At 67.0% G+C, this 25,480-nt stretch carries 28 protein-coding genes and 1 tRNA gene; 15 read left to right on the plus strand and 14 right to left on the minus strand.

The features are described 5' to 3' along the window. Window positions 1-244 precede the first annotated feature (244 nt). The 5 genes from dnaB to Pmi06nite_RS10745 all read left to right on the plus strand — a co-directional run bounded on the left by dnaB (window position 245) and on the right by Pmi06nite_RS10745 (window position 6,896). Entirely contained in the window at window positions 245-1,612 is a 1,368-nt protein-coding gene (gene dnaB, locus Pmi06nite_RS10725) for a replicative DNA helicase (protein ID WP_203952766.1), read from the plus strand. A 596-nt stretch (window positions 1,613-2,208) separates the two neighbouring features. Further along, a complete protein-coding gene (locus tag Pmi06nite_RS10730; protein WP_203952767.1) occupies window positions 2,209-3,174 on the plus strand; it encodes an alpha/beta hydrolase in 966 nt (321 codons plus the stop codon). A 402-nt stretch (window positions 3,175-3,576) separates the two neighbouring features. Beyond that, complete coding sequence (locus Pmi06nite_RS10735) at window positions 3,577-4,506, plus strand: phytanoyl-CoA dioxygenase family protein (RefSeq protein ID WP_239113819.1); 930 nt, start codon at window positions 3,577-3,579, stop codon at window positions 4,504-4,506. A 114-nt stretch (window positions 4,507-4,620) separates the two neighbouring features. After that, the gene (locus Pmi06nite_RS10740) at window positions 4,621-5,667 is read left to right on the plus strand and encodes a histidinol-phosphate transaminase (RefSeq protein WP_239113810.1); all 1,047 of its coding nucleotides are present in this window, start codon (window positions 4,621-4,623) and stop codon (window positions 5,665-5,667) included. Next, entirely contained in the window at window positions 5,664-6,896 is a 1,233-nt protein-coding gene (locus tag Pmi06nite_RS10745) for a multidrug effflux MFS transporter (protein WP_203952770.1), read from the plus strand. The genes Pmi06nite_RS10740 and Pmi06nite_RS10745 overlap by 4 nt, the downstream gene beginning before the upstream one ends. Here Pmi06nite_RS10745 and Pmi06nite_RS10750 read toward each other — a convergent pair. Beyond that, complete coding sequence (locus tag Pmi06nite_RS10750) at window positions 6,874-7,785, minus strand: NmrA family NAD(P)-binding protein (protein ID WP_203952771.1); 912 nt, start codon at window positions 7,783-7,785, stop codon at window positions 6,874-6,876. The two genes, Pmi06nite_RS10745 and Pmi06nite_RS10750, sit on opposite strands and share 23 nt — an antisense overlap. Window positions 7,786-7,877: 92 nt before the next feature. Here Pmi06nite_RS10750 and Pmi06nite_RS10755 point away from each other — a divergent pair, with 92 nt between their 5' ends. Both Pmi06nite_RS10755 and Pmi06nite_RS10760 read left to right on the plus strand, forming a co-directional pair. Then, on the plus strand, window positions 7,878-8,510 hold the full coding sequence (locus Pmi06nite_RS10755) for a TetR/AcrR family transcriptional regulator (RefSeq protein ID WP_203952772.1): 633 nt from the start codon (window positions 7,878-7,880) through the stop codon (window positions 8,508-8,510). A 199-nt stretch (window positions 8,511-8,709) separates the two neighbouring features. Then, a complete protein-coding gene (locus Pmi06nite_RS10760; RefSeq protein WP_203952773.1) occupies window positions 8,710-9,675 on the plus strand; it encodes a helix-turn-helix domain-containing protein in 966 nt (321 codons plus the stop codon). Between the two features lie 74 nt (window positions 9,676-9,749). Here the strand turns inward: Pmi06nite_RS10760 and Pmi06nite_RS10765 are convergent, their stop codons facing one another. From Pmi06nite_RS10765 to Pmi06nite_RS10775, 3 genes are all read right to left on the minus strand, one after another. After that, entirely contained in the window at window positions 9,750-10,484 is a 735-nt protein-coding gene (locus Pmi06nite_RS10765) for a metallophosphoesterase (protein ID WP_203952774.1), read from the minus strand. Between the two features lie 55 nt (window positions 10,485-10,539). Then, window positions 10,540-11,034 (minus strand): SRPBCC family protein, encoded by a 495-nt coding sequence (locus Pmi06nite_RS10770; protein WP_203952775.1) that lies wholly within the window; start codon window positions 11,032-11,034, stop codon window positions 10,540-10,542. A 75-nt stretch (window positions 11,035-11,109) separates the two neighbouring features. Continuing rightward, window positions 11,110-11,901, minus strand: a complete 792-nt coding sequence (locus Pmi06nite_RS10775) for a helix-turn-helix domain-containing protein (protein ID WP_203952776.1) — start codon at window positions 11,899-11,901, stop codon at window positions 11,110-11,112. A 541-nt stretch (window positions 11,902-12,442) separates the two neighbouring features. Here Pmi06nite_RS10775 and Pmi06nite_RS10780 point away from each other — a divergent pair. From Pmi06nite_RS10780 to dnaN, 3 genes are all read left to right on the plus strand, one after another. Beyond that, on the plus strand, window positions 12,443-13,954 hold the full coding sequence (locus tag Pmi06nite_RS10780; RefSeq protein WP_239113811.1) for a sensor histidine kinase: 1,512 nt from the start codon (window positions 12,443-12,445) through the stop codon (window positions 13,952-13,954). Continuing rightward, the gene (locus tag Pmi06nite_RS10785) at window positions 13,945-14,592 is read left to right on the plus strand and encodes a LuxR C-terminal-related transcriptional regulator (RefSeq protein WP_203952777.1); all 648 of its coding nucleotides are present in this window, start codon (window positions 13,945-13,947) and stop codon (window positions 14,590-14,592) included. Before Pmi06nite_RS10780 ends, Pmi06nite_RS10785 begins: the two co-directional genes overlap by 10 nt. Window positions 14,593-14,705: 113 nt before the next feature. Further along, window positions 14,706-15,797, plus strand: a complete 1,092-nt coding sequence (gene dnaN, locus Pmi06nite_RS10790; RefSeq protein ID WP_203952778.1) for a DNA polymerase III subunit beta — start codon at window positions 14,706-14,708, stop codon at window positions 15,795-15,797. A gap of 37 nt (window positions 15,798-15,834) precedes the next feature. Here dnaN and Pmi06nite_RS10795 read toward each other — a convergent pair whose 3' ends face one another. From Pmi06nite_RS10795 to upp, 6 genes are all read right to left on the minus strand, one after another. After that, the gene (locus tag Pmi06nite_RS10795; RefSeq protein WP_203952779.1) at window positions 15,835-16,524 is read right to left on the minus strand and encodes a FadR/GntR family transcriptional regulator; all 690 of its coding nucleotides are present in this window, start codon (window positions 16,522-16,524) and stop codon (window positions 15,835-15,837) included. A gap of 99 nt (window positions 16,525-16,623) precedes the next feature. Then, window positions 16,624-17,952, minus strand: a complete 1,329-nt coding sequence (locus Pmi06nite_RS10800) for a helix-turn-helix domain-containing protein (RefSeq protein ID WP_203952780.1) — start codon at window positions 17,950-17,952, stop codon at window positions 16,624-16,626. 134 nt (window positions 17,953-18,086) lie between these two features. Further along, window positions 18,087-18,614 (minus strand): PH domain-containing protein, encoded by a 528-nt coding sequence (locus tag Pmi06nite_RS10805; RefSeq protein WP_203884531.1) that lies wholly within the window; start codon window positions 18,612-18,614, stop codon window positions 18,087-18,089. Next, window positions 18,611-18,787: a hypothetical protein gene (locus tag Pmi06nite_RS10810; protein ID WP_203952781.1), complete on the minus strand. Its 177-nt coding sequence runs from the start codon at window positions 18,785-18,787 to the stop codon at window positions 18,611-18,613. Before Pmi06nite_RS10810 ends, Pmi06nite_RS10805 begins: the two co-directional genes overlap by 4 nt. Window positions 18,788-18,865: 78 nt before the next feature. Beyond that, window positions 18,866-19,084: a three-helix bundle dimerization domain-containing protein gene (locus Pmi06nite_RS10815; protein WP_203952782.1), complete on the minus strand. Its 219-nt coding sequence runs from the start codon at window positions 19,082-19,084 to the stop codon at window positions 18,866-18,868. Window positions 19,085-19,198: 114 nt separating this feature from the next. Further along, window positions 19,199-19,837 (minus strand): uracil phosphoribosyltransferase, encoded by a 639-nt coding sequence (upp, locus tag Pmi06nite_RS10820; protein ID WP_203952783.1) that lies wholly within the window; start codon window positions 19,835-19,837, stop codon window positions 19,199-19,201. A gap of 141 nt (window positions 19,838-19,978) precedes the next feature. Between upp and Pmi06nite_RS10825 the strand changes: the two genes are divergently transcribed. The 4 genes from Pmi06nite_RS10825 to Pmi06nite_RS10840 all read left to right on the plus strand — a co-directional run bounded on the left by Pmi06nite_RS10825 (window position 19,979) and on the right by Pmi06nite_RS10840 (window position 21,641). Continuing rightward, window positions 19,979-20,467, plus strand: coding sequence for a tRNA adenosine deaminase-associated protein (locus Pmi06nite_RS10825; protein WP_373317285.1), 489 nt, complete (start codon window positions 19,979-19,981; stop codon window positions 20,465-20,467). 15 nt (window positions 20,468-20,482) lie between these two features. Next, entirely contained in the window at window positions 20,483-20,965 is a 483-nt protein-coding gene (locus Pmi06nite_RS10830; protein WP_203952785.1) for a tRNA adenosine deaminase-associated protein, read from the plus strand. Beyond that, window positions 20,962-21,432 (plus strand): tRNA adenosine(34) deaminase TadA, encoded by a 471-nt coding sequence (tadA, locus tag Pmi06nite_RS10835; protein WP_373317286.1) that lies wholly within the window; start codon window positions 20,962-20,964, stop codon window positions 21,430-21,432. The genes Pmi06nite_RS10830 and tadA overlap by 4 nt, the downstream gene beginning before the upstream one ends. 119 nt (window positions 21,433-21,551) lie before the next feature. Next, a tRNA-Ser gene (locus Pmi06nite_RS10840) sits at window positions 21,552-21,641 on the plus strand. A 96-nt stretch (window positions 21,642-21,737) separates the two neighbouring features. Here Pmi06nite_RS10840 and sigJ read toward each other — a convergent pair. Further along, window positions 21,738-22,586 (minus strand): RNA polymerase sigma factor SigJ, encoded by an 849-nt coding sequence (gene sigJ / locus Pmi06nite_RS10845; protein ID WP_203952786.1) that lies wholly within the window; start codon window positions 22,584-22,586, stop codon window positions 21,738-21,740. A gap of 112 nt (window positions 22,587-22,698) precedes the next feature. Further along, entirely contained in the window at window positions 22,699-23,127 is a 429-nt protein-coding gene (locus Pmi06nite_RS10850; RefSeq protein WP_239113813.1) for a carboxymuconolactone decarboxylase family protein, read from the minus strand. A 197-nt stretch (window positions 23,128-23,324) separates the two neighbouring features. Here Pmi06nite_RS10850 and Pmi06nite_RS10855 point away from each other — a divergent pair, with 197 nt between their 5' ends. Next, entirely contained in the window at window positions 23,325-23,843 is a 519-nt protein-coding gene (locus tag Pmi06nite_RS10855; RefSeq protein WP_203952788.1) for a methyltransferase, read from the plus strand. Window positions 23,844-24,145: 302 nt separating this feature from the next. Here the strand turns inward: Pmi06nite_RS10855 and Pmi06nite_RS10860 are convergent, their stop codons facing one another. Beyond that, window positions 24,146-24,442 carry a type II toxin-antitoxin system VapB family antitoxin gene (locus tag Pmi06nite_RS10860; protein WP_203952789.1) on the minus strand — a complete coding sequence of 99 codons (297 nt, stop codon included), beginning with the start codon at window positions 24,440-24,442 and terminating at the stop codon, window positions 24,146-24,148. Window positions 24,443-24,506: 64 nt separating this feature from the next. Then, window positions 24,507-25,370 carry a KPN_02809 family neutral zinc metallopeptidase gene (gene ypfJ / locus Pmi06nite_RS10865; RefSeq protein WP_203952790.1) on the minus strand — a complete coding sequence of 288 codons (864 nt, stop codon included), beginning with the start codon at window positions 25,368-25,370 and terminating at the stop codon, window positions 24,507-24,509. Window positions 25,371-25,480: the final 110 nt, after the last annotated feature.

The raw sequence follows: 25,480 nt of genomic DNA on the forward strand, positions 1-25,480 counted from the left end.
ACTTTCTTTCCTCCACACCCGGTGGACATCAAGGTCCCTGGTCAGCTGGGGTTTTCGCCGAGGAACTCGTGCTCGTCCACAGGCTTGTCCCCAGGGTTCCCACATGTGACCAGCGGAGATCGCACAGGTTGTCCACAACGTTGTCGACAGGTCGAGTTGCCGTCGGACGGCCCGGGCCGGGAAACTGTCGGACTCGGCCACTACAACTTGGGGATGGTGGGGCCGCTGGGTAGGGGGTGTGAGAATGAGCGTGATCGACTTCCCGGGCGGTCCCGGGGAATCGGACTCGACGTTCGAGCGGACCCCGCCGAACAACATCGAGGCCGAGCAGTCGGTGCTCGGCGGCATGTTGTTGTCGAAGGACGCCATCGCAGACGTGATCGAGGTGCTGCGTTCCGACGACTTCTATCGGCCGGCCCATCAGATCATCTTCGACGTCATCATCGACCTCTACGGCCGGGGCGAGCCCGCGGACTCCGTCACCGTCCTCGACGATCTACTCAAACGCGGTGAGGTCGCCCGCGTCGGCGGCGGCGCCTACCTGCACACGCTGACGGCCATCGTTCCCACGGCCGCCAATGCCGGCTACTACGCCAGGATCGTGCGAGAGCAGGCGGTGTTGCGGCGCCTGATCGAGGCGGGCACCCGAATCGCCTCCTACGGGTACGGCGGGCAGGGCGAGGAGGTCGACGACCTCGTCGACCGCGCGCAGGCCGAGATCTACAAGGTCACCGAGCGCCGCACGTCGGAGGACTACCTCCCCCTCTCGGAGATCATGCCCGCCGCGCTCGACGAGATCGAGGCGATCGGCAGCCGGGGCGGCCAGATGGTCGGTGTCCCCACCGGCTTCCAGGACCTCGACGCCCTGACGAACGGCCTGCACCCCGGCCAGATGATCGTCGTGGCAGCGCGACCTGCCATCGGCAAGTCGACTCTGGGTTTGGACTTCGCGCGGTCGGCGGCGATCAAGAATGGTCTGACCACCGTCATCTTCTCGCTGGAAATGTCGCGCAACGAGATCACGATGCGACTGCTCTCCGCCGAGGCGCGGGTCGCGCTGCACACCATGCGCTCGGGGATGATGAGCGACGACGACTGGACGCGGATGGCCCGCCGGATGGGGGAGGTCGCCGAGGCGCCCCTGTTCATCGACGACTCCCCGAACATGTCGATGATGGAGATCCGGGCGAAGTGTCGTCGGCTCAAGCAGCGCAACGATCTGCGTTTCGTGATCGTCGACTATCTGCAGCTCATGAGCTCACCTAAGCGGACCGAGAGCCGGCAGCAGGAGGTCTCGGAGCTGTCGCGTGCCCTCAAGCTCCTCGCCAAGGAGCTCGAGGTCCCGGTCATCGCGATCTCCCAGCTCAACCGTGGTCCCGAGCAGCGCACCGACAAGCGGCCCCAGGTGTCCGACCTGCGTGAATCCGGATCCATCGAGCAGGACGCCGACATGGTCATCCTGCTGCACCGAGAGGACGCCTACGAGCGGGAGTCCCCTCGTGCGGGAGAGGCCGACCTGATCGTGGCCAAGCACCGTAACGGCCCTACGGCCACGGTCACGGTCGCCTTCCAGGGCCACTACAGCCGCTTCGTCGACATGGCCACCCACTGACCGGTGGCTTGGCCCGGGCTGGCGGGCGACCGTACGGCACCCCGGTCCCAACCTGCTAGCGATCCGCTGATACCGTCACCCAAGCCTCGCTGACGAACACCGCGCCCGCCAAGATCACGAGGACCGCCCAGGTCGGAGGCAAGCTCACCGTCTCGCCGGGGAGTTGGACGCCGGCCGCGACCTCGTACGCCTACCGGTGGAAGGCGAACGGCAAGGCGATCAAGGGCGCGACCAAGTCCTCGTTGATCCTCCGGTCCGCCCAGCGTGGCAAGAGGATCACCCTGAAGGTGACCGCCCGCCGCACCGGTCACGCCGACGGCACCGCGACCAGCAAGGCGACGTCGGCGGTCGCCCGCTGAACCTAGCGGTACCGAAGGGAATGGGCCCCGCCGGACATCCGGCGGGGCCCACTCCGTTCTCGTCGACAGGCCAGGCCGGTCCAAGCAGGGCGACCGGCCCCAAACGCCTTACGAGTAAAAGGCTTCAACAGGTCCGTCTAAGTCCTGGACGCAAATGGCGGATTCGCATCCTGGTGCGGCGTACCATGCGGCTCGCTGGTTCGGCCCATGTAATACCGCAATATGAGAGATGCGCGAATGTTCAAGCGAGTCACAGTTCTTTTCAGCGTGGCCATGATGGCATGCACCATGTTCGTGATGGCGCCCCGCGGTTCTGTCGCCTCCGCGGCCTCACGTTATGAGCAATCATTCGACTACGGGCAGGCGGAGCTCACCGCGTTCTGGTATCCGCTTTCATCCGGCACCCGGCCTGCGGTCATCATGGTGCATGGCGGGGGATGGCGGAGGGGCTCGCGCACCTCACTGACCGAACACGCGAGGTACATGGCTGATCGGGGATACCAGGTATTCAATCTGGACTATCGACTGAAAGTGCCCTGGCCCGCCCCTCGAGATGACATTGCGGCGGCATATGGCTGGATCAAAGCGAGGGCGGCATACTTCGACGTCGACATGTCCAAGGTCGTACTTTTTGGTGAGTCCGCCGGGGGTCAGTTGGTCACCAACCTCGGGACATTGGGGCGCGCAGGAGAAAAGTTCCGGGGCATTGTGGGCATGTCACCGGTAGCCGATCCTCAGATGGCCTATGAGGTCGGCACACAGGCGAACGCCTCTGATCATGACAAGGTGCTCCGCGAAGCGGCCCTCATCCTCGCCGGCGGCTGCGAGCCGGCGGCATGCCCGGACACATGGCAGTCGATGGCGTCGAAAACAGACGCCGACATGTATGACCCGCCGATGCTGCTCATCCATTCAGCCGACGAATGGGTGCCACCGAAACATTCAGAGGAGCTGTGTGCGGTGCTGGCGCGCTACAGCGTGCCGTGCATGGTGAAGGTCTATCCCGGCAGCGGTCATGCCATGGAGATATGGGATGTATCGAAAAATGCCATAATGTCGTTTATCGAGTCTGTGACGGATATTTCAACCGGAGAGCACGTAGGGGATCACGACTGCGCACTGGCCCTGCTCGCCCGTGTCTGCGCCGCCATTAGTGTCCCAGGGGTGAGGCGGTCCCCGATCCTGACGGTGACCGCACGATGATCATCTGGACGGAAACTTTTCCGTATCTACGGTGAGGATACCTATTCGCCGGGTATGCCCGGTTCGGCGGAAATCTACTGGGTAACGCCGCATCGAACTCACGTTATGGGAGGCCAGATCCTTGATATCCGTAAGGCGCTGGCCGTGCTGTCGCCACAAACACCGAACGGCCATGCTCGTTGATCTGGACCACGGACGATTTACCGACGTCGAAGTTTCCGCCTAGCTGTAGGTTCCTCAGTCCGGAGTCGCCGGCAGCCTCGTCAGAGGTGATCGGAAAGATTTCTCCGAACCATCGGGCTCTTTCCGGTGTCGACCGACTCGGGGTACCACCGGAAATCGGTTCATGGATGACCGATCCTGCTGGACGGCGAACTGAGTTGGAAGAGGTGGTTTACCGTGATGCCGATTCACGAATTCATGCTCACCGATGAGGAGACGGCACTACTCCCAACGGACGACGATGTCCGTTTCTATCGGGAGCACGGCTGGTACTTGTCCAACCGGTTGTTCACCGACGAAGAGATCGACGAAGTCCGGAAAGGCATCGAGCAGTTCTATGCGGGTCACCGAGATCGGCGCCTTCCCCGAAAGCCGCCGGCGGTCGCGTACTGGGAACCAGAGTACGGTGACGTGCAGCGGCACAATGACTATGTCCATTACGAGAACGCCATCGTGCGCCGGATCCTGTGCAAGCCACTCGTCGGCGCTGTCGGAGCCCGGCTGATGGAAACACCGGAGGCGAGGCTCTGGAGCAGCACGCTGATCTATAAACCCGGCCGCGCCGACGAGCCGACCAACGTCGTGCCCTGGCATATCGACCTGCATCACTGGCGGGTCTGCACCTCGGAGAACCTCGTCACCGCGTTCATTCCCCTGCATGACTGCCGCGAGGAACACGGAACCCTCAGTGTGATCGACGGAAGTCACAAGTGGAAGGAACTTCCCCTGGAGGAAGGTGATGACGAAACGCAGCACTTCGCCAGCCGAGATCCTGAAACGCTGGAGCGAACTCTCCAGCGGAACGCGGAGTACAACAACGCCGAACTGAAGAAGATCTCAGTGATGATCGAGAAAGGGAAGGTCAGCTTTCACCATTGCAAGACCTTCCACGGCAGCGGGCCGAATCTCAGTGGCGAGCCACGACGTGTGGTCACCATCAGGCTCCAAGATCGCGAAAACGAATATCGAGAGTTCCGCAGGCCCGATGGTGAGAAGGCCCGCTACAGCCACGATGATCTGGTTCGCAAGACCGCGGATAACCGTCCCGACTATTCCGATCCGGATTACTGCCCGGTTGTCTGGCGTGAGTCCTCCCCGTTGTGCCGATGAAGCACATTGATCGATGAGCCGGCCCGGCGGGCTCCCCGTGAGTGGGGAGGCATTCGGGCGCCGAACCTCCTACTCGACGAAAGGCAGAAAGTCATGGGCGGAAACGCGCCACGAATGCGGACGTCGCTGGACGCGGTTCCCGTATTCGAGGCCGGTGTCAGCGGGTTCGGGCCGGTGAAGCACCGGATGAATTTCAACGAGAACCCTTTCGGGCCCTTGCCGAGTGTGCTCGACGTCGTGCGCGAGACCGCCGCGGGTCTCAACCGCTATCCGGACATGCTGAACAGCTCATTGATCGAGACCATCGCCGAACACTTCGGTGTGGCGCAGGAAAGCGTCGCGGTCGGCGGCGGCGGGGCCGCGGTATTGCAGCAGCTCCTCCTCGCCGCAGTGGACCAAGGAGACGAGGTCGTTTTCCCGTGGCGCTCGTTCGAGGCCTATCCGATTTTGACGTCAGTCGTCGGCGCCCGGCAGGTCCGCGTTCCGCTCTCAGGCGTCGATCAGGACCTGGAATCGATGCTGGGCGCGATCACCGACCGGACACGCCTGGTCTTCCTGTGCAATCCGAACAACCCGACCAGCACAGCGATCGACCACGACGCCTTGGACGGCTTTATCGACCGTGCTCCCGAGCACGTACTGATCGTGCTCGATGAGGCATACCGGGAGTTCGTGCGGGCCCCCGAAGTCCCGGATGGCATCAGGCGATACGGCGATCGGCCGAACGTCGCGGTGCTGCGCACCTTTTCAAAGGCGTACGGCCTCGCCGGACTGCGGGTGGCGTTCACCGTCGCGCATCCAACGGTCGCGAGGGCGGTACGTAAGACGGCGCTGCCGTTCGGCGTCACCCGGCTGGCGGAGCGGGCCGCCCAGGCCTCGCTGCGGGCTTCGGATGAGCTCTTCGCGCGGGTGGAGACGATCGTGAAAGAGCGTGAGCGCATGGAGAGCACTCTCCGGGCACAGGGATGGCCGGTGGCCCGGAGTGAGACGAACTTCCTCTGGCTTCCCATGAAGGCGCGGTCCGCCGATTTCGGCGAGGCATGCCGGCGCGACGGTGTGCTCGTCCGGGCGTTCCCGGATGAAGGGGTTCGCATAACGGTCGATGAGGAACGAGCCAACGACATCGTTCTGTCGATCGCTCAAGAATTCGCCCGTTCGTGAAGAGCACCGCGACCGTCGGCCGCAGGCCGTCGCCGATGATGCTGGCGATCCTCATTTCGCTGAGCATCGGCGGTCTGATGTCCTCAGACATCAATCTGCCGGGAATGAGCATGACGGCGGCATCCCTCGGCGTGCCCGTGTCCGCCGTCCAGGCGTCGTTCGGCCCGTATCTGGTCGGATTGCTGGTGGCCCAGCTGTTCTACGGCCCGCTGTCCGACGCGCGGGGCCGCCGGGTGCCGATCATCGTCGGGTTCTCTGTCTACGCACTGGCGTCACTGGCCTGCGCGTTTCCTGCGAACATCACCGTCTTCACGGTCGCCAGACTGCTGCAGGCGCTGGGCGCCGGCGCCGGCCTGGTCGTCGCCAGGGCGGTGATCGGCGACCTGTACGACCGCGAGACCGCCGCGCGGGTGCTGGGCCTGATCATGCCGTGGATGGGCTCCTCGCCGGCCTTCGCGCCGTTCATCGGCGGCTATCTGACCGAATGGTTCTCCTGGCGTGCCCCGTTCTTGTTCACCGCCGTCCTGGCCGCTGTGACCGTGGTCGCGGTGCTGTTCCGTCTCCCCGAGTCCCGGCCGCGCACGGCGCGGACCGGCCATCTGCGAGAGACCATCGGGAACTACCGCACGCTGTTCGGCAGCGTGGTCTTCTGGCGTTACGGCCTGAACTTGACCATGGGATATGCCGTGTACACGGGCTACCTCGTCGGATCGCCGGCCATCTTTCACAGACTGGGCGTCAGCCCCGTGGCCAACGGCTATTGCTACATCCTGATGTCGATCGCCTTCATATCCGGCAACCTCGTTTCGCGGCGCCTGGTGAGGAGCACGCCCATCGACGAGCTGTTGACGCGAGCGCACGTCATCTTCTCCGGCGGAGCACTGGCCTTCCTTCTGTTCTCGCTGTACAGCCCGCTCAATTTCTGGCCGATGATCTTCATGATGGCCGTGGTCAACGTCGGAAACGGCTTCATCTTCCCCTTGTCGGTGGCAGGTGGCGTGACCACTTTTCCCGCCTTCCCGGGTGTGGCCTCCGGCCTCCTCGGAGCCTTTCAGATGGGCGGCGGCGGCGTTGCGTCCCTCATCGTGAGCGTCAGCCCCAAGGACAGCCGAAGCATGAGCATGTTGGTGACGGCGTGCGCGATCGCCGGCCTCGCAGCCTTCCTCGCGCTCCGCAGATCGGCCCGGCCGTACAGCCGGATGCCGGCTACGCCGCTTGAGAGTCGCTGAGGAGAGCCTGCCGGTTGCGGGTCGCCCAGTCCGCGAGGTGCAACGCCGGTCGGCCGAGAAGCTCCTCGATCGTCGAGGTCGTCACCGCGGCGTAGTCCATCCGGCCGTCGTACGTCTGCTGCAACCACTCCATGGCGCTGGCCGCATACGTCGCCTCCATGAAGGTCGGCGCGGCGTCTGAGCCCATCCGCAGCAGGTCCTCCGGACTCATAACCAGGGCGGTGATGGGCTGATCGAGGGTCTGCCGGAGGATCTCCGCCGCCTGAACTCCGTTGAGGAGGTCGGTCGACATCCAGTACCCCTTGCCCGCGTGGATCTCCGGCCCCTCGGCGAGGACCTTCGCCGCGACCGCCGCCAGGTCCTCGACGGCGATCCACCCGGTCGGCTTGTCGCCCATCGGCCAGGGCAGGCGCCCGTCGCGCAGCCTGAGGCTGGTCAGCAGATTCTCCATGAACATGTGCGGGTGGAGGTGGGTCCAGGGGATGCCGCTTCCCTCGATGTACCGCTCGACCAGTTCGTGCCATGCGAAGTGAGGATCGGTGGAGCGGCCGTCCCCGAAGACGCCCAGATGGACGATGAACCCGACGCCGGCGGCGGCGGCGGCGTCCACGATCGTCTTGGCCTGGTGCGTCATCGCCACCGTGTAACCGGCCATGAGGAACAGCCGGTCGACGCCCTCGAGCGCCGCGGGGAAGGTGCGTGCGTCGTCGAGGTCGAGGTGCACCGCCGCGCGTCCTTCTGCTCGCCAGCGCTCGACCGTCTCACGGTCGCGTGAGGCTCGAACCACGGTGACCTCGGCCGGGAAGGCCTCAAGAGCGGCCGCGATCATCCCTCCGGTCCGCCCGCTCGCGCCGAGCACCAGCACCCGCGCACCCTCGTTGTCCTGCATCGTTCTCCCCCTTCGTCATGCGACAGCGATCACTGTCGGACGTAACGATAGTGTTCGCTGTCGTATGCTTCTGTCAAGACGAGGGAGGACATGTGCGGACGTGGGCGGCGGATGACCCGAAGGCGGGGCTGATGGCGCGCAAGCGCGACGCGCTCGTCGGCGCCGCGTTGCAGGCCTTCCTCGACGAGGGCTATGCGGGAAGCTCGGTCAACCGGATCGCGGCGAGTGCCGGCGTCTCCATCAAGACCCTCTATCGGCATTTCGACGACAAGGACGACCTGTTCATCGCGGTGATCCAATCCGCCTGCACCCTGGACACGGATACGACGGATCCGCCCTGGTTCGACGCGCCGCCACTGACGGGGCTGACCGGGGCCGGAGCCGAACACCTGCGACGCGTGCTGTCGGATGAACAGCTGGGGCTGTATCGCGTGGTCGTCAGGGAGTCGCAACGATTCCCGGAGCTGGGGCAGCGGTATCAGCAGAAGGTCGTCGGGCACGACATCGCGCTGGTGGCCCGCTATGTCGCACGCTGGCCGGCCGATCTGCGGGGAAAGATCAACGATCCCGTCCACCTCGCCCGCCGGTTCGGGGCGCTCCTTCGCGAGGGTCTCTTCGAGAGGGCTCTACTCGGCGGTGCGGTTCCCGAAGCGGAGGAGATCGACGACCAGGCCCTTCGCGCGGCGACCGACATCCTCACCCTCGCCGAGGCCGGCAGGCTCTAGCCGCCCCTGCCTCATCGGGTCATGGATGCGCAGGCAGGGCGCTCGTCGCCGGGGATGCGATCGTTCCGTCGAGCCGGAAATCCACGTGCCGTCTCCCGAGAGGCCGACGGGCGTGGGCCGGCGAAGATGACAATGAAGCAAACCCGGCGGCATGAAGAAAGTCACATAGCCGACATTGGGGCGTGGCACCATCGTCCCCGTGAGCACCACAGGACACACCTACAGCGTCGGCGATCGCCTCATCCGCGTGTCCATGACGGTCGTGGTCCTGGGCGTGGCCGTGGTGGCCGGCTGGGTCAGCTACTGGCACGCCGTCGCCGTCATCGAGCGCTACGGCGCGGAGGACGAACTGTCGGCCCACCTGGTCCCGGTCACCGTCGACGGCATGATCTACGCCAGCTCGATGGTGTTGTTGTGGTGCGCCCGCTACCAGCTGAAGGTGCCCGCGCTCGCTCGATGGGCACTCGCCCTCGGTATCGCCGCGACGCTCGCGGCGAACATCCTGCATGGAATCGAGCGCGGCGCGCTCGCGGCTGCTCTGGCCGCGTGGCCGGCGATCGCCCTCGTGATCGCCTATGAGCTGACGATGTGGGTGATCCGTTCGGGCAGGGAGGTGTCCGAGCGTGTGGCGGTCGCGGCGAGTGAGCGGGCTACGGCTCCGCTCACCTTCCCGGATGTCGAGGACGGGGTCCCGGCTCAGCAGAACGTGGGCGATCGGCCGGTCGTCGGCGATCGCGAACTCGTCGGCAGAGGCGGGCTCGCGGGTCAGGCCAGGCGAGCATTCGCCGCCAGCCTCACCGAGTCCACGGCGGTGCAGGATCGAGTGACCGACCGCACCGACCGCACCGACCGCACCGACCGGATTGATCGCACCGATCGCGCCGACCGAATTGACCGCGCCGACCGCACCGCTCAGGCCGATCGCACCGAGGTGCGTGAACCTCTCGCTCAGGCGATCGGGCCTTGGGACGAGCGATCGGATCGGCAGGCCCGGGCCGTACCTGGGGACGACCAGACGAGCGGCGATCGCCGTGCGCAGGTCGCCGCACTGCTCGCGCAGGACCCGCAGATGACCGGGGCGGCGATCGGCCGAGCGCTCGGCCTGTCCGAGCCGCACGGACGCAGGTTGCGCAGAGAGGTCCTCAACGAGGGCAGGGACGGCTGACCTCCGCACCTTGAGATGTCCGCCTCGGCGCCGCGTTCGTGGGTTCCGCGGCTCGTGGATCCCGGACGAGTGACTCAGGGCACCGGGCGGTAGTGCGTCGTGATCCGGCCGTCGTCGAGCAGGTGGATGGCGATGGCCGGGGGAAGGGCGAGGTCGACGGGCGGGCGCGTGTCCGTCTCGAACGGCAGCAACGCCGTACTGACCACTCCGGGGGCGACGAGGAGCGGCAGTCCGGCGAACGTGGTGGCGGCGGCCGTGTGCGCGTGCCCGGCGAGCACCGCGACGACGTGGTCGTGACGGCCGAGCACCCGGGCGAGCCGCTCCGGCTCGCGGAGCCGGATGCCGTCGACGTAGGGGATGCCCAGCTCCGCGGCCGGGTGGTGCATGCCGACGAAGGCGGGAACGCCTGGAGTGGCGCTCAGCACCCCGTCGAGCCAGTCGAGCGTCTCGTCGTCGAGCCGTCCTTCCGGCCGGCCCGGAATGCTGGAGTCGCACAGTGCGATCGTGGCGTGGTCGAGGTTGAGCGCCTGGTTGGCCGGGTGGTCGCCGTCGAGGCCGAGCAGCACCTTCCGCAGGTTGCCGCGGGCGTCGTGGTTGCCGGGACACAGGACGAGAGGAACGTCGCCCCCCTTGATCAGCTCGCGGACGATCTCGTACTCCTCGACCGCGCCGTTGTCGGCGATGTCCCCCGTGAGCAGGATCGCGTCGGGACGCAGAGCCCTGGCGTAGTCGAGCGCACGGGCGGCACGGGAGGTGTTCCGCTCGGTGCCGTCGACGTGGATGTCACTCACATGGGCGAGCACGAGCATGACGATTACCTCCGCGAGATCGGTGTCTTCAGCCTCTCACGCACCCGCTCGGGCGTCAGGAGCCGCCACCCGGCTGCGCCGCAGATTGATCATCGGCCATGGCCGGCCGGCCTTTACCCGACAAGCGCTCAGCCAGGATCCGGGCGCGAGCGAGCTGGACTTTGCGCGCCTCGCCTGCGGCGAACCCGACGAGGAGCCACGGGGCCGCCAGGTCCAGCCTGTCGTTCACCCGTGTGCCCGTGCCGTCCGCCTTGAGATCGAAGCGGTAGGCCATCCGGATACGGCCGGGGCTGCGGACCTCGCCGTGGACCGAAAGGCCGTCAGTGTGGAGGGCCACCCTGATGGGGTTGTCGTGGGTGATCACCCACAGGAACCGGAAGCGTTCGACGGCGGTGTACCGGATGACTCCCGGCTCGGAGCGATCCACGTCGCTGACCGCGACCACAAGGGGGGACAGGCCGATGTAGTTCTCGGGAGTGGTCAGGTGCTCGAACACCTTCTCCGGCGCGGCCTCCACATGGAAATCGTGGGTCAGCACCCTGTTCGACACTCTGCCTCCTGCGTCCAGCGCGATATGTCCTGAAATTGTGGCAAGATCCACCATTTGGGGGGAAGCGCAGGATGATCACGAAGGGGTGTCGCGGAGGAAGGCGGCCGTGTCCGGGTCGGCGGGAAAGAACGACTCGATCGCGAGCTCGGCGACCGTGACGTCGAGCGGGGTCCCGAATGTCGCGACGATGCTGAAGAACGACAACTCCCGGTCCCCGCGCCGCACGCGCAGCGGGACGAGGATGTCGCCCGGGCCTGGTAGCTCGACCTCGGGTTCGGCCTGGTCGCAGGGGTAGTCGAGCAATTCCGCGTACAAGTCGCCCAGCTCCGGATCGGCGGTCTGGGTGATCTGCCGCCTCAACCGGCCGAGCAGGTGGGCGCGCCATTCGCCGAGGTTGACGATGTGCGGTGCGAGCCCGTCCGGGTGCAGGCTCGCCCGTAGGACGTTCCCGAGCAGATCGGGATCGATGCCTTCGGTGATCCGCCCGATGCCCGCGTTGGCGTCGACGAGGTTCCAGCCCCGATCCACGACGACGGCGGGGTACGGCTCATGTGCGGTGAGCAGTTGCCGGATCGCCGCGCAGATGGCGGCCATGTGCGGGGAGTCCAGGGTCGACTCCGTGTAGACCGGGGCATAACCGGCGGCCAGCAGCAGGTGGTTGCGCTCGCGGAGAGGCAGGGACAGGTGCTCGCCGAGGTGCAGCACCATGTCGCGGCTGGGCTTGGCGCGGCCGGTCTCCAGGAAGCTGACGTGCCGGGTGGAGATCTCGGCCTGAATCGAGAGTTCGAGCTGGCTCAGCCGCCGGCGCTCCCGCCACTGGCGGAGCAGTTCGCCGAACGGCCGCTGGTGAAGCTGCGCTACGGTCACACCCCCTGACGCTATCCACCCTCCTGTATACGAGCGATTACCTCACAGGTAACCAAAGCAGCAGCACAGAGGGGCGTGATCATGCATGGGTTCGTGATCATGGTGTCCGACCTGCGAAAACTCCCGGCGTGATCATGCGCAGGTTCGGAATGAGGGCCCCCGCCTGCGAAAACATCCTTCGTGATCATGCAATGGTCATTCGGTGCATGATCACGAAGGATGTCATCGCAGGTCAGCGGGGATTCCATAGAATCTATGCATGATCACCCCGGGAGTTTTCGCAGGTCAGATGTGCAACCGCCGAACCTGTGCATGATCACGCTGGGAGGTTGGGCCAGCGCGAGTGCGATCGACAACCATTGCCTCTGACCGCCGGAGAGCTTGGCTAAAGCCGTACGGGGATCGAGGCAGACCTCAGTGAGCAGCTCACGCCAGTCGGCCGGGAATGCGGTGAAGACCCGATCGGGGTGTACCTATCCCCACCCCGGCCGGGCACCTGCCGCCACTGTCCAACGATGTCCCCCTGTCCCAGACTGACGGCATGGATGAGAGCGGGACAGGCCGGATGACGATACGGGCACTGGTGAGAGGCGCCGCCCTCTTCTGCGTGGCGTTGCTCGGCCAGATGGTCGCCTTCGTCGCGCTGATCGGTGTACTGGCGAGCGCGGTGCTGGGCATGGTCTTCCTCTTCCCGCCGGTCGTCCGGCTGCTCCGGCGGACGACCCGGCTGAGCCGGCGGCTGTCGCACGCATGGTCCGGCGTCGAGATCGACGAGCCCTACCTCCCCGAGCCCGGCCCGCCGGTGCCGCTGTCCGACGGCTGGTACCGGGACGGCCGCTCCCTCTACAGGACGCCCAGGATCCCCGCGTTCAACCGCCGGATGAACTGGCTGCTGAAGGACTCGGCGACCTGGCGTGACTTCGGGTTCCTCTGGGCGGACATGTGGGCCGGCGGACTGCTCGCGGGTGCTCCCGCGATCCTCGTCGCGCTCGGCGTCTTCCAGCTGGCCGGCGGCAACCCGATCGGTCTCCTCTGGCCGGTGCTCGCGCTCGGCGCCGCCCGCTGGTACGCCCCCTGGGCGGTGCATGCGCACGGGGTGATCGCCAGGGTGATGCTGGGCCCGACCGAGAAGGCCAGACTCGCGCAGCAGGTCAGCCGCCTGGCCCGTGCTCGTACGGACGTCGTCGACTCCCAGGCGGCCGAACTGCGCCGGATCGAGCGCGATCTGCACGACGGCGCGCAGGCCCGCCTCGTCGCGGTCGGCATGACGATCGGCGCGGCCGAGGAACTGATGGAGTCCGACCCCGTCGCCGCGAAGGCTCTGCTCGCCAAGGCCAGGGACGCCTCCTCGACCGCGTTGCGGGAGCTCCGTCAGCTCGTGCGCGGCATCCATCCTCCGGTGCTCGCCGAGCGCGGCCTCGCGGACGCCATCCGCGCCCTCGCCCTGGACACCCCGCTCAGAACGCGCGTGACCGTGGAGCTTCCCGGCAGGCTCGACGCCCCGCTGGAGTCGGCCGCCTACTTCGCGGTGAGCGAGCTGCTCACCAACGCCGTACGGCACAGCGGCGCCACGGAGGCGTGGATCGACATCAGCAGTCAGGGCACCAAGCTGCGGATCACCGTGACCGATGACGGTCACGGCGGCGCGGACGCCTCGCACGGCACGGGCCTGGCCGGCATCGAGCGGAGGCTCGGCGCGTTCGACGGCGTCCTCGCGCTGAACAGCCCCATGGGCGGCCCGACCACGGCCGTGATCGAGTTGCCGCGGGCGCTGCAGACCGTACGCGGCCGCCCCCCGGTCACCTGGCGCACGGTCACGATGGGCATATGCTGGTCGCTCTGCTGGATCCCCATCTTCCCGCAGGGGTTCGTCGCGATGATCCTCAAGCTGGTGGGAATCGAGGAGAAGTCCTGGTTCCTCGCCCTCCACCTGCCAGAGCCGTTCCAGTGGCCGACCATCATCGGCATGATCCTTCTGGGCGCCGGAATGCTCGCCACCGCCGCCACCCTGTCGGCGCAACAGCGGAAAGACAAGGACCTCGCGTGCGCGTAGTCCTCGCCGAAGACCTGCACCTGCTCAGGGAGGGGCTCGTCCACCTGTTGCGCGCGCACGGGCTCGACGTCGTGGCCGCGGTCGAGTCCGGGCCCGAGTTGCTCGAGGCCCTGGTCACCGAGCGTCCCGACATCGCGGTCGTCGATGTACGGCTCCCGCCGACGTTCACCGACGAGGGTCTCCAGGCGTCGCTCACGGCGCGCAAGCGCGTCCCCGGGCTGCCCGTCCTGGTGTTGTCGCAGCACGTCGAGCAGTTGTACGCCAGGGAACTGCTCGCCGACGGCTCGGGCGGCATCGGCTATCTCCTGAAGGACCGCGTGTTCAACGGCGAGCAGTTCATCGACGCCGTGAGGCGCGTCGCCGCCGGAGGCACGGCGATGGACCCGGAGGTCATCGCCAAACTGCTCGCCAGCAACGCGCGCAACGAACCCGTCGGGCGACTCACCCCGCGTGAGCGGGAGGTCCTGGAACTCATGGCGGAGGGCCGGTCGAACGCCGCCATCGGGCAGCGGCTCTACCTGAGCGAGAGCGCGGTCGGCAAGCACACGGCGAACATCTTCGCCAAGCTCGGCCTGGTTCCGTCCGATGACGACAATCGCCGCGTACTCGCCGTCCTGGCCTTCCTGAACGAGAAGTAACGCCGCCCTTCGGGGCGGCGTCGATGGCACACTGGGGCCACGGCTGTTTCTGTCGGTCGCACACGTTACCTTCAGCGACGTACGGCTCGGCGCGGACAGTCGCAGGAGGTCTTGTGAAGTTTCAGGTGAACCGCGATGTTCTCGCCGACGCCGTGGCGTGGACGGCTCGTGTGCTGCCGGGCCGCCCGGCCGTTCCCGCGCTGTCGGGCCTGCTGCTCGAGGCCGGCGACGCCCTGCGTGTCTCCGCGTTCGACTACGACGTCTCCGCCCGTGCCGACATCGAGGCGGAGGTGGCGGAGCCCGGGCGTGTTCTGATCCCCGGCAAGGTGCTCGCCGAGATCACCCGAAGTCTGCCGAACCGGCCTGTGGAGATCGTCCGGAGTGGATCCGAGGCCGTTCTGACCTGCGGGAGTGCTGAGTTCGGCCTGCTCACGCTGCCGGATGAGGACTTCCCGACGATGCCCGCCATGCCGTCCAGAGTGGGCATGGTCGGCGGCGGGGTCTTCGCCACCGCTGTCGGGCAGGTGGCGGCCGCCGCGAGCCGCGACGACACGCTGCCCATGCTGACCGGCGTGCGGCTCGACATCGACGGAGTTCAGATGTCGATGGCGGCCACCGACCGCTACCGGATCGCGGCCAGGGAGTTCCTCTGGCATCCGGAGCGCGAGGACGAGAGCCGGGCGGCGATGGTGCCGGCCCGGGTGCTGGTCGAGGTGGCCCGTTCCCTGCGTGGCGGCGAGGTCGTGATCGGCCTCGACGACAACGTGGCCGGATTCGAGAGTCAGGGCCGCACAACCACGGTCCGGCTCCTGGACGACCAGTTCATCGACTACCGGTCCCGGCTGTCCGAGCAGTGGGCGATCCACGCCGACGTGGAGGCCGCCCCGTTCGTCGAGGCCATCAAGCGGGTGGCGCTGGTGGCGGAGCGCAACACGGCGGTGCGTCTGTCGTTCTCCCAGGGCCAGGTGCTGATCCAGGCCGGGGGCGGGGAGATCGGGCGAGGAGCCGAGGTCCTGGAGGCCGAGCTCGAGGGCGACGACATCCAGATCGCGTTCCAGCCCCATTACCTGCTCGACGGGCTGGCGGCAGTCGAGACCCAGCGGGTCCGGCTCAACATGGACTCGCCGACTCGTCCGGCGTTGATCGCCAACGAAGGCGACGATCCCGACTTCCGCTACCTGGTGATGTCTCTCCGCCTCGGCTGACCCGGCACTTCGACCGGGCCTGCCTGGGGTGGGGCGATCAGGCGGTCAGATCCTGCGACTCGGTGAGCGCGATGAGGATGTGCTCCATGCACGCGTGTCCTGCCCGCTCGGCCGCCGCCGCGTCGCCCGCGACGATCGCCCTGAAGATCGCGTCGTGGGGGATGTAGTTCTGTTCCAGCGTGCCGCCCGCGGCCGCGATGCTCGCACGCAGGGCCGCGGAGAAGTCGATGTAGAGGTCGGTCAGCACGCTGTTGTGGGTCGCCTCGACCACTGCCACGTGGAATGCCAGGTCCGCCTCGACGAACCGGTCGGGCTCCCCACTCGCCCAGGCCTTCTCCCGCTCGGCCAAAGCCGCCTCGATGGCGACGATGTCCTTGTCGCTGCGCCGGGCCGCGGCGAGCCTGGCCGCCTCGACTTCGAGGGCACGCCGTACCTCGAGGATCTCGAGTTGCTCGGCCGTCCGAAGTCGTCTCGCCATGGCGCCGGACAGCTCGCTGATGGCCCGGACGTAAGTGCCGTCGCCTTGTCGGCACTCCAGCAGTCCGGCGTGGGTCAGTGCTCGCACGGCCTCACGCACCGTGTTCCGGCCGACGCCGAGGTGCTCGGCCAGCACGGTCTCAGTAGGGATCTTGCCGTGCATCTGCCAGGAGCCTGAAGTGATCTGCTCCTTCAGCTGGTCGATCACCTGGTCGACGAGAGACGCTCGCTGCGCCGTCCGCAGACTCACAGTCCGCCTCCTCTTGGGAAACACCAGTCATCCCATGATTGAATGACTGGCCGACCCCAATTATTCCAGAGCCTCCGGAACGCCGGAGCTCCAGGGAGGCTAGCGGGTGAGCACCGCCGCAGCGGTGGAGCCCGGAATGTTCACGTGGATGCCGACGGCCTCCAGCGCCTTACGATATGCCTTCGCCTGTTGATCAATAGATCCGGCCTGTCCCCACAGGTCGCCGAGCTGACGCCAGGTCTGCGCGGTCTCCCGGTCGGGGGCCTCCGTACGGGCGTTCAGCAGATCCTCCGCACGCTGGAGCGGGGCGGCGGCGTCTTCGGAGCGTGCCAACGCGACTTCGGCGAGAACCAGATGCGCGTCGGCCGCTGTCGTCCCGCGAGAATCGGCGAGCACGTCCAGGGCCTCACCCGCCGCGCTCAGCGCGCCGTCCGCCTCACCTGTGCGAAGCCGCACACGTGACAGCGCCACGAGGCTGCGAGCGTGTTCCAGCCTCTCGGCGGGGAAGCCTGCGAGGACATGGCTCGCCGACAGGACGAGTTCGTTGGCTCGATCCAAATCGGCGCCTTCAGGACCTGCCGCCGTGAGCCGAGCCCACTGCACGGCGATCCTGGCGCACCGGATGGCCATCCGGGCGGACCGTCCTGCTGCGAGAGCGTCGTCCGCGAGTTGCACCGCCAGAGCGGAGTCCTCCCCGTCGGCCGCGGTCACGCTGGCCTGCCAGAGATCGAGGGCCTCCGCGCTGCGGTCGGACGCCGACGGCACTCCGGACGCGGCCAGCACCCGCTCGACGTACGGCAGGCCGGTCTGGGTCTCCACCAGCGCGAGAGCCAGCTCGACGGCGATCTCGCCGTGGACGAAACCGAGCCGCTCGACCTGGGACAGCGCATGGGCGCCGAGGTCGCGGGCGCGGAGCATGTCGCCCGCCCTCTGGTAGCACCGGCAGAGCGCCACAGTGAGGGGGAGATCGGCCAGACGCTCGGGGTGGGCGGCGGCCTCACGGCGGAGCCGCTCATACGCCTCGACGGCGCGGCCGGTCCGGCCCTGCGCGTCCAGCGCGCGAGCCCTGCCCAGCCGCGCGTGCGCGGCGAGCATCGCGTTGTCGTCGCCTGCGGCCTTGACGATGTCTCCGAACCGGTCGGCCGCGACGACGGGGTCGCCGTGATACAGCTCGAGCTCGGCATGACGCAGGCCGAGCTCGGTGTCGATGCGCTGCCGAGGTTCTATCCCGTGAAGCAAGAACTCGGTGGTGCATCCGAGTCGCTCGGCGAGCAGCCGTGCGACGACCGGCGTAGGCGTCCGCTTTCCGGACTCGATGAGTGAGACATAGCTGTCGGACAGGTCAGGCCCGGCCAACTGGGCTTGCGACATGCGCCTGCTCAACCGCAATCCGCGGACGCGGTCACCGATGGTTCCCTGACTCGGCATTGGATCTCTCAGGGCGGGGGAATGGTCAATGGTCTCGCCATAATGGCACGAAGCGACCGAATCGTGTAACCCTCCGTCAAGAATCACGACGGTGAAGGTTCGATCACGAGACGCTGTGTGTCAGCTTGCGCTCGTCAGTCGTCGTCGTCCTTGCTGGGGAAGATCATCTGACAGACCTCCAGGTACAAGGTCTCCGGATAGGGGATGTAGGGGACCGACCGCAGCGCCTGGTCCTGGCCGGCCGACTCCAGGACGAACTCTCCGTAGCCGAGCAGCCGGCCGAGCAGCGACCGCTGGAAGCTCATGTCCGTGACCTTGCCCAGCGGCATCATCGCGACCTTGCGGGTGATGAGGCCGGTGGTGAGGAGCATGCGCTGCGACGTGACGACGAAGTAGTCGACGGACCACTCGGCCACTTTCCAGACGAAACGGATGAGCAGCAACAACCAGGCCCACCAGATGATGACAAGGGCCTCACTTCCCCCCGTGCCGCTCAGCCACTTGCTGAGCAGGCCCGCGAGGATCAGCCCGCCGAAGATCTCGGCGACGGGCCGGAGCAGTACGGCGGGATGGCGCCGGACCATGATGACTTGTTGTTCGTGGGGGAGGAGGTAACGGTTGACCGACGACGGGGCTGAGTCCCCGTGGGTCACAAGTCTCATGTCAGCTGCGCGAAGAACTGCGCCATCGAGTTACCCGCCGTCACCAGCCCGTTGAACGCGCCGTGGACCGTCTGCGCCGCGTCTGCGGGCTTGTTCAAGAGGTAGAAGGCCGCCATCCCGATGGCCCCCCACTTAATAAGCTTCTTGGCCTGCACTGCCGTCACCACTCCCATGAGCTATACATTACCCAGGCCGCTAGTTCGGTAAAGCGGCAAAATATGAATGTCGAGCCATGTCGATATAGAGCGGCGTCACCCCCGCTCCGCCGCGGCGGTCGCGAGAACCTGAAGATGTTTGCGCGCGATGCGCTCCACCAGGCTCGGAGGGGCGTGGCCCGTCACTTCCACCGCACCGTGGTGCGCGGCCTGGACGCAGCGATTGACGGTGGCCGCCGGGTGAATGCCGGCGAACTCGTCCCTGAGCATGGCCTCGACCTGCTCGTACTGCTCACTGTCCGGAAGCTGACTCATGACTCTCCCCGCTGGCGCGTCCGCTCGCGCGAGGGCGAGGCGACGTCGTCTATTACTCTGTGTACCCGAAAGGGTGCGCAGAGTAACTATGGCGCGGGGAGAGGTGCGGGGAGATCAGACCACGCCGTAGAGGCGGTCTCCTGCGTCGCCGAGGCCCGGCACGATGTAGCCCTGCTCGTTCAGTCGCTCATCGAGGGCCGCCGTCACGAGACGGAGGGGTTTGCCCGATCCCTTGAAGGCGTCGTCCATGTGCGCGATGCCCTCGGGGGCCGCCAGCAGGCAGATCGCGGTCACGTCGTCGGCGCCGCGGTCGAACAGGAACTGGACCGCCGCGGCGAGCGTGCCGCCGGTGGCGAGCATCGGGTCGAGCACGTAGCACTGACGCCCCGACAGGTCCTCGGGCAGCCGGGTGGCGTACGTCTGGGCCTTGAGCGTGGACTCGTCGCGGATCATGCCGAGGAAGCCGACCTCCGCGGTGGGCAGGAGGCGGGTCATCCCGTCGAGCATCCCCAGGCCGGCGCGCAGGATCGGGACGACGAGCGGCATCGGGCGTGCCAGCCGTACACCGTGGGCCGGGGCGACGGGGGTGTCGACCGTCGCGTCGACGACGCGGACGTCGCGCGTGGCCTCGTAGGCGAGCAGGGTGACGAGCTCGTCGGCCAGGCGCCGGAACGTCGGCGAGTCGGTCCGGACGTCGCGAAGCGTGGTCAGCTTGTGAGCGACGAGCGGGTGATCGACTACCAGGGTCTCCATGGCTAAAGAAGTTACCGTCCCCTGGCAGAGCCATCGACGCCGCCTGACTCTTTTGATCACAATTTGGGGCGAGCGCCGGACGGTGGGACTCCGAGTCTGGGACCATTACATGACGTGAGGACCATGCCCGTAGGGATGACGATGACAGACGTGGATGCGCTTGACTTCGCCATCGTGGTCTACCGCGAAGACGATCAATGGGAGGCGGAGATGCTTCCCGTGGCGCTCACCTCCGACCTGCGTGGCCTGATCCACGCGCTGCGACAGACGCCGAGCATGGGGACCACGATTGGCCTGGTCGCCGTGGGGGATGACTTCTTCGTGGCATTACGGCTCTTTGGTGATGAAATAGGCATTTTTCTCTCCGACATCACCGCCTCCTGGGACTGGCCGCTCGCCCAGCAGGTCCTCGAGTACCTGGATGTGCCCGTCCCCGAGGAGGAGGAGCTCGACAGCGTCCTTCCCGCGGGAGACCTGTCGATCTTCGCTGACCTGGGGCTCGACGAGATGGAACTCGGCGCCCTCTCCGGAGACCTCGACCTGCTGCCGGACGAGGTGCTGTCGAGCATCGCCGCACGACTGGGGTTCTCCCAGCCGTTCGAACGCGCCGTCGACGCCGCGATCGGCTGACCTCGGGAGACGGCCATGCCCTCCAGACCGAATCTCTTCTCCGCCGCCTTCGTGAAGATCGACGGCGGGTGGAGCGGGACCGAGGTGGATCTCGGCGACGTCGAGATCGCCGACGATCTGACCGACTCCGTCCATGAAGCGCTCGGGCTCAACGGCGACGAGCTGGCACTGCTGTACGTCGAGATCGAGGACGAGTGGTTCGCGATCGTCCGCTACGACGGTGACGCGGACCCCCGGATGTTCCTCTCCGACGCCCACGCCGCGCTGGCGGATCCCCTCGGAGAGATCTTCGCCGAGCTCGCCGGCGTGGCCCTGGACAAGGACACCCCCGACCTCGGCGTACGGCCGGCCGGGGACTTCGAACTGCTGGCCGACTTCTCGCTGTCCGCCGAGGAGTTGCTGGAGCTCAGCATGGAAGAGGGCGTGCTCCCCGCGGACGTTCTGGCCGTGATCGCCGAACGCCTCTCCTTCGCCGACGAGTTCGATCGGCTGCGGTGAACGGCTCGTCTCCGGAGGACTTCGAGGCCGTCATGCGGCTCGCTCTGGCGGAAGCCGTACGAGCGGGACGGCGTGGCGAGGTTCCCGTCGGCGCGGTCGTGGTGGACCGGGACGGCTCGGTGTTGTCGGCGGCGGGCAACGACCGGGAGACGAGCGGCGACCCCACGGCCCATGCCGAGGTGCTCGCCCTCCGCGCCGCCGCCGAGGCGGCCGGCCGGTGGCGGCTGGCCGGCTGCACGCTCGTGGTCACTCTGGAGCCCTGCACCATGTGCGCCGGCGCCGCGGTGCTCTCCCGGGTCGACCGGGTCGTGTACGGCGCGGCCGACGAGAAGGCGGGGGCCGCGGGCTCCCTCTGGGACGTGATCAGGGACCGCCGGCTGAATCACCGCCCCGAGGTGGTCATGGGAGTGCTGGCCGGCGAGTGCGCCGCCGTTCTCAGGGAATTCTTCGCCGACCGCCGCCCCTGACGGCTCCGTTCTCCAGGCGACGCCATCGTTTTCGACGTTTTCGCCGGGATGGTTTTCTGGGCTTTCGCCGGGACGAACGGATGCGCGGACCGGTGTGTTCGTCCGGTAGGCTACTGCGCGGTGGAGTCGCCTAGTGGCCGAGGGCGCACGCCTCGAAAGCGTGTGATGGGGCAACCTATCCGTGGGTTCAAATCCCACCTCCACCGCCAGGCCGACCGAGCAGAACGCAGAAGCCCGTTCCGATGAGGAGCGGGCTTTCTCGCGTCAGGGGTCTCAGGCGGCGTCACGCACGGCGGTGCGGCCGGTCACGTGGTGATGTGCTCGAGCTTGTCCGGGTCGGCCACCCACTGCACCCCGATGATCAGGTTGTCGGCGACCTCGAACGAGCAGACGTGCCACTGCGAATCCAGGCGGATCAGCAGTCCGGCCTGCCCGTTGAGCTCGGCGATACGGAAGTCGACAGAGGAATGCTTGGCGATGCTCCCGATCAGCAACCGGGAAACGCGCTCAGCGCCGGAAACCGGTCGCAGCGCAACACTCACCTTGCCGCCGCCGTCGCACCACATCGTCACGTCTTGGGCGAGAAGCCGTTCCAGGACGTCCCTCTCGCCGGTGCGGGCCGCGAGCAGGAAGCGTTCCACCAAGTCACGGTGCAGACCCGGATCGACTGTAAAACGATCACGGCCGCCGGTCATGTGATTGGAGCCACGCCGATACAACTGACGAGCGTGCGCGGCACCCAGCCCGAGAATTCCGCCGATCTCTTCATACGGCAGGCCGAAGGCTTCGCGCAGGACGAAGACCGCACGTTCGGGCACGGAAAGCCGCTGCATGACTCGCAGCATGGCCAACGACAGCGTTTCGCGTTGCGCGGCGGTTTCGGCCGGACCCAGCGGCCGCCCCTCCTGGGTGAGCACCGGTTCGGGCAGCCATTGACCGACATGGGTCTCCCGATGGCGATGGACCAGCCGCATACGGTCGATCGACAATCGAGTGACCACCGTGGCCAGAAACCGGCCAGGTGCTTCGATCGCCGATTGATCGACACCAGACCACCGCAACCAGGCTTCCTGAACCACGTCCTCGGCATCGGCGAAGCTGCCGAGCAACCGATAGGCGACCCCCAGGAGCATGGTCCGGTGCTGCTGGAACACTGTGCCGTCGTCGCCGGGCCGATCGGGATCCTCTACCACGGCGGAGTCGGGGTGAACGCCGTCCAGGGCGGCCGATGCTCGTTCGGCCGCCCGGAAGTGGGTGTGGAGATATTCACGCGCCTTCGGGCAGCCTGCGGGTGCTGATCGCGATCCGGTTGAAGGCGTTGATCATGATTGCCGCCATCACGATGTCGGCCACCTCCTTCTCCGACCAGATCGCCCGCGCCGCATCCCATACCTGATCGGGGACGCCACCCTCGCTGATCCTTGTCACCGCGTCGGTCAACGCCAGCGCGGCCCGCTCCTCTTCGGTGAAGAACGGCGATTCGGTCCACGCCGAGAGGGCGAGCCGGCGCCGACTGGTCTCCCCCGCCTTGAGCGCGTCCGCACTGTGCATGTCGACACAGAAGGCACATCCGTTGACCATCGACGCCCGCAGCTTGATCAGTTCCAGCAACGTCGGGTTCACGTTGGCCTGGACGTAGGTGTTCAGTTCGAGCACCTTCCGGTACCCGCCCGGCGCCACCTCTTGCATACGCATGCGTTCCTGCATGATCTGTCATCCCCTTCTCGAATCCGTCGCAGACAGTGAGAAGACGGGGGTGACCATGCCCACGTGACAGTTCCGGCGAGATGTGACCCGGGTCACCGATGGCCTTCGACCGCAGCGAAGGTGCCTGCGGACGTCAAATCCAGCCGGAGGCCATCAGAAACAGCGCCTTCTCCGACGGCGTGCCGATGGCCCACCAGATCGGTGGGGCCGGTCTGACCGTGGACGTGGGCGGCGCGGACGGCTCCCTGATCCGCGAGCTCATGCGGAACCACCCCGGTATGCGGGGCGTGGTGCTCGACCGGCCGGACGTGGTCCCCGCCGCGCTGGAAGCGGCCAAGGCGGACGGCCTCGAGGACCGTTTCGACGTCGTGGGCGGCGACTTCTTCCAGGAGGTTCCCGCCGCCGACCTCTATCTGCTGCGGTACATCATCCACGACTGGGACGACGAGCAGGCCGTCCGCATCCTGACGAACTGCGGAAGGTCCCTCAACGACGGTGGCCGCGTAGCCGTTGTGGAACTCCTGGTTGGAGCGGTCGGCGTCCCCGGCCTCGCGCCGGTGATGGACGCCAACATGCTGGTCATGACCGGAGGGCGCGAGCGCGATCTCTCCGAGTACGACGCGCTCTTCACTCGAGCCGGGCTTCGCCGGACCCGGGTGGCGGAGGCGGGGAACATGGTGGTCATCGAGGCCGTAGCCGTCTGACGACGCAGGCCGACGCGCCACTGAAGATGAGCCGCTGACCTGCGTTCACAGGTCGGCGGCTCTTTTGATCACCCGGCTGTCGGGGGCCGAGGCGCGCTTCGGGCGGGCGACTGTACCCAGTCTGCCCAGAGCCCGCTCGGACGCGCTGCCGGGCTCGGCCTGAGGACGACGAGTCCGGCACATATAGAAAATTTACGTTCAAATCCGTAAAAAGCGGATAATTTCGGCCCGGCACTTTCGTGCGGCCGGTTGCCACGCGGGCGTCACTCTGAGTCCGCCCCTGCCCGGGGCGGCTCGTTCGCTCAGGACTGGATGTCGAGGATCCTCGCGTGCAGGACCGATCGCTGGTGCAGCGCCGCCCGCAGGGCGCGGTGCAGGCCGTCCTCGAGGTAGAGCTCGCCGTTCCACTGGACGACGTGCGGAAACAGGTCGCCGTAGAACGTGGAGTCCTTGGCGAGCAGAGAGTGCAGATCCAGCACCGCCTTCGTGGTGATCAGCGTGTCCAGCCTGACCTGTCGCGGTGGAATCTGCGCCCACTCGCGATGGGACAGGCCGTGTTCGGGGTAAGGCCGTCCGTCGCCGACCAACTTAAAGATCACGGTACGTAGTTTAAGAGAGGAATGCCGTCGATTTCCTCCGGGCCCGTTTCTTCGGCACAGCGCATCAGATGCCTCCGGAGAAGGTGTCGCAGCGTGCGGGGTCGCCGGACTTGTAGCCGTTGGTGAACCACTTGGTCCGCTGGGCCGAGGTTCCGTGCGTGAAGGCGTCGCGGTCGATGCGCCCGCTCGTCTGCTCCTGGATGCGGTCGTCGCCGACCGCCGACGCCGCGTCGAGTGCCTCACGGATGTCGGCATCGGTGAACGGCTTGGCGTAGAAACCGGTGCTCACGGCGTTGCGGGCCCAGATACCCGCATAGCAGTCCGCCTGCAACTCCAGTCGCACGGACGCGCCTTCCGCGCCCCGGCCCTGGCCGACCCTGTTCATGGTGCCGAGCAGGTCCTGCACATGGTGCCCGTACTCGTGGGCGATGACATAGGCCTGGGCGAACGGCCCTCCCTCGGCGCCGAAACGCGTCCGAAGGTCGTTGAAGAAGTTGAGATCCAGGTAGACCTTCTGGTCCGCGGGGCAGTAGAACGGGCCGACCGAGGAGTCGGCGGCGCCGCACCCGGTCTGGACGCCGCCCGAGAACAGGACCGTCTTGGCGGGGGTGTAGCCCTGGATCTTTCCCGCCCAGTAGTCCTGGAGGCTGTTGACCACCCCGACGACCCTGCATTTTTCTGACTGGTCGGCGTCGGCCCCGGTGCGGCATTGCTGGCTCAGGTCCGAACCCGGCTCAAGCCCGGTGGGCTGCTCGGCTCCGCCGGTGATGTCGCCGGGATTCAAGCCGAAGATGAGGGCCAGGATGAGCGCGATGATGCCGGCGGCTCCGCCGCCGATCGCGATCCCACCGCGCGGCATACCGCCGCGTCGCCCGCCGACGTCTTCCACCTGCGACGCGTCGAGTCGCGCATCGTCGTCGAAATCCATCTGTGACGCTCCCAATGTGGGCGCGCTGATCGCGCGGTAGATGTTGTCGCTCCGCGCGTTCTGCCCTCGATATGGAAGACCATTCACCGATCGGAATCCGGGCGGCCGCG

Source organism: Planotetraspora mira, assembly GCF_016863275.1.
GTDB classification, from domain to species: Bacteria; Actinomycetota; Actinomycetes; order Streptosporangiales; family Streptosporangiaceae; genus Planotetraspora; species Planotetraspora mira.

What these genes read in the sequence shown, in the direction of transcription:
- dnaB (WP_203952766.1), top strand. Translation starts at nt 245, where the DNA reads ATGAGCGTGATCGACTTCCCGGGCGGTCCCGGGGAATCGGACTCGACG.
- Pmi06nite_RS10730 (WP_203952767.1), top strand. Translation starts at nt 2,209, where the DNA reads ATGTTCAAGCGAGTCACAGTTCTTTTCAGCGTGGCCATGATGGCATGC.
- Pmi06nite_RS10735 (WP_239113819.1), top strand. Translation starts at nt 3,577, where the DNA reads ATGCCGATTCACGAATTCATGCTCACCGATGAGGAGACGGCACTACTC.
- Pmi06nite_RS10740 (WP_239113810.1), top strand. Translation starts at nt 4,621, where the DNA reads ATGCGGACGTCGCTGGACGCGGTTCCCGTATTCGAGGCCGGTGTCAGC.
- Pmi06nite_RS10750 (WP_203952771.1), bottom strand. Translation starts at nt 7,785, where the DNA reads ATGCAGGACAACGAGGGTGCGCGGGTGCTGGTGCTCGGCGCGAGCGGG.
- Pmi06nite_RS10765 (WP_203952774.1), bottom strand. Translation starts at nt 10,484, where the DNA reads ATGCTCGTGCTCGCCCATGTGAGTGACATCCACGTCGACGGCACCGAG.
- Pmi06nite_RS10780 (WP_239113811.1), top strand. Translation starts at nt 12,443, where the DNA reads ATGGATGAGAGCGGGACAGGCCGGATGACGATACGGGCACTGGTGAGA.
- Pmi06nite_RS10800 (WP_203952780.1), bottom strand. Translation starts at nt 17,952, where the DNA reads ATGCCGAGTCAGGGAACCATCGGTGACCGCGTCCGCGGATTGCGGTTG.
- Pmi06nite_RS10805 (WP_203884531.1), bottom strand. Translation starts at nt 18,614, where the DNA reads ATGAGACTTGTGACCCACGGGGACTCAGCCCCGTCGTCGGTCAACCGT.
- Pmi06nite_RS10810 (WP_203952781.1), bottom strand. Translation starts at nt 18,787, where the DNA reads ATGGGAGTGGTGACGGCAGTGCAGGCCAAGAAGCTTATTAAGTGGGGG.
- Pmi06nite_RS10815 (WP_203952782.1), bottom strand. Translation starts at nt 19,084, where the DNA reads ATGAGTCAGCTTCCGGACAGTGAGCAGTACGAGCAGGTCGAGGCCATG.
- upp (WP_203952783.1), bottom strand. Translation starts at nt 19,837, where the DNA reads ATGGAGACCCTGGTAGTCGATCACCCGCTCGTCGCTCACAAGCTGACC.
- Pmi06nite_RS10825 (WP_373317285.1), top strand. Translation starts at nt 19,979, where the DNA reads ATGACAGACGTGGATGCGCTTGACTTCGCCATCGTGGTCTACCGCGAA.
- Pmi06nite_RS10830 (WP_203952785.1), top strand. Translation starts at nt 20,483, where the DNA reads ATGCCCTCCAGACCGAATCTCTTCTCCGCCGCCTTCGTGAAGATCGAC.
- Pmi06nite_RS10850 (WP_239113813.1), bottom strand. Translation starts at nt 23,127, where the DNA reads ATGCGTATGCAAGAGGTGGCGCCGGGCGGGTACCGGAAGGTGCTCGAA.
- Pmi06nite_RS10855 (WP_203952788.1), top strand. Translation starts at nt 23,325, where the DNA reads ATGGCCCACCAGATCGGTGGGGCCGGTCTGACCGTGGACGTGGGCGGC.
- ypfJ (WP_203952790.1), bottom strand. Translation starts at nt 25,370, where the DNA reads ATGGATTTCGACGACGATGCGCGACTCGACGCGTCGCAGGTGGAAGAC.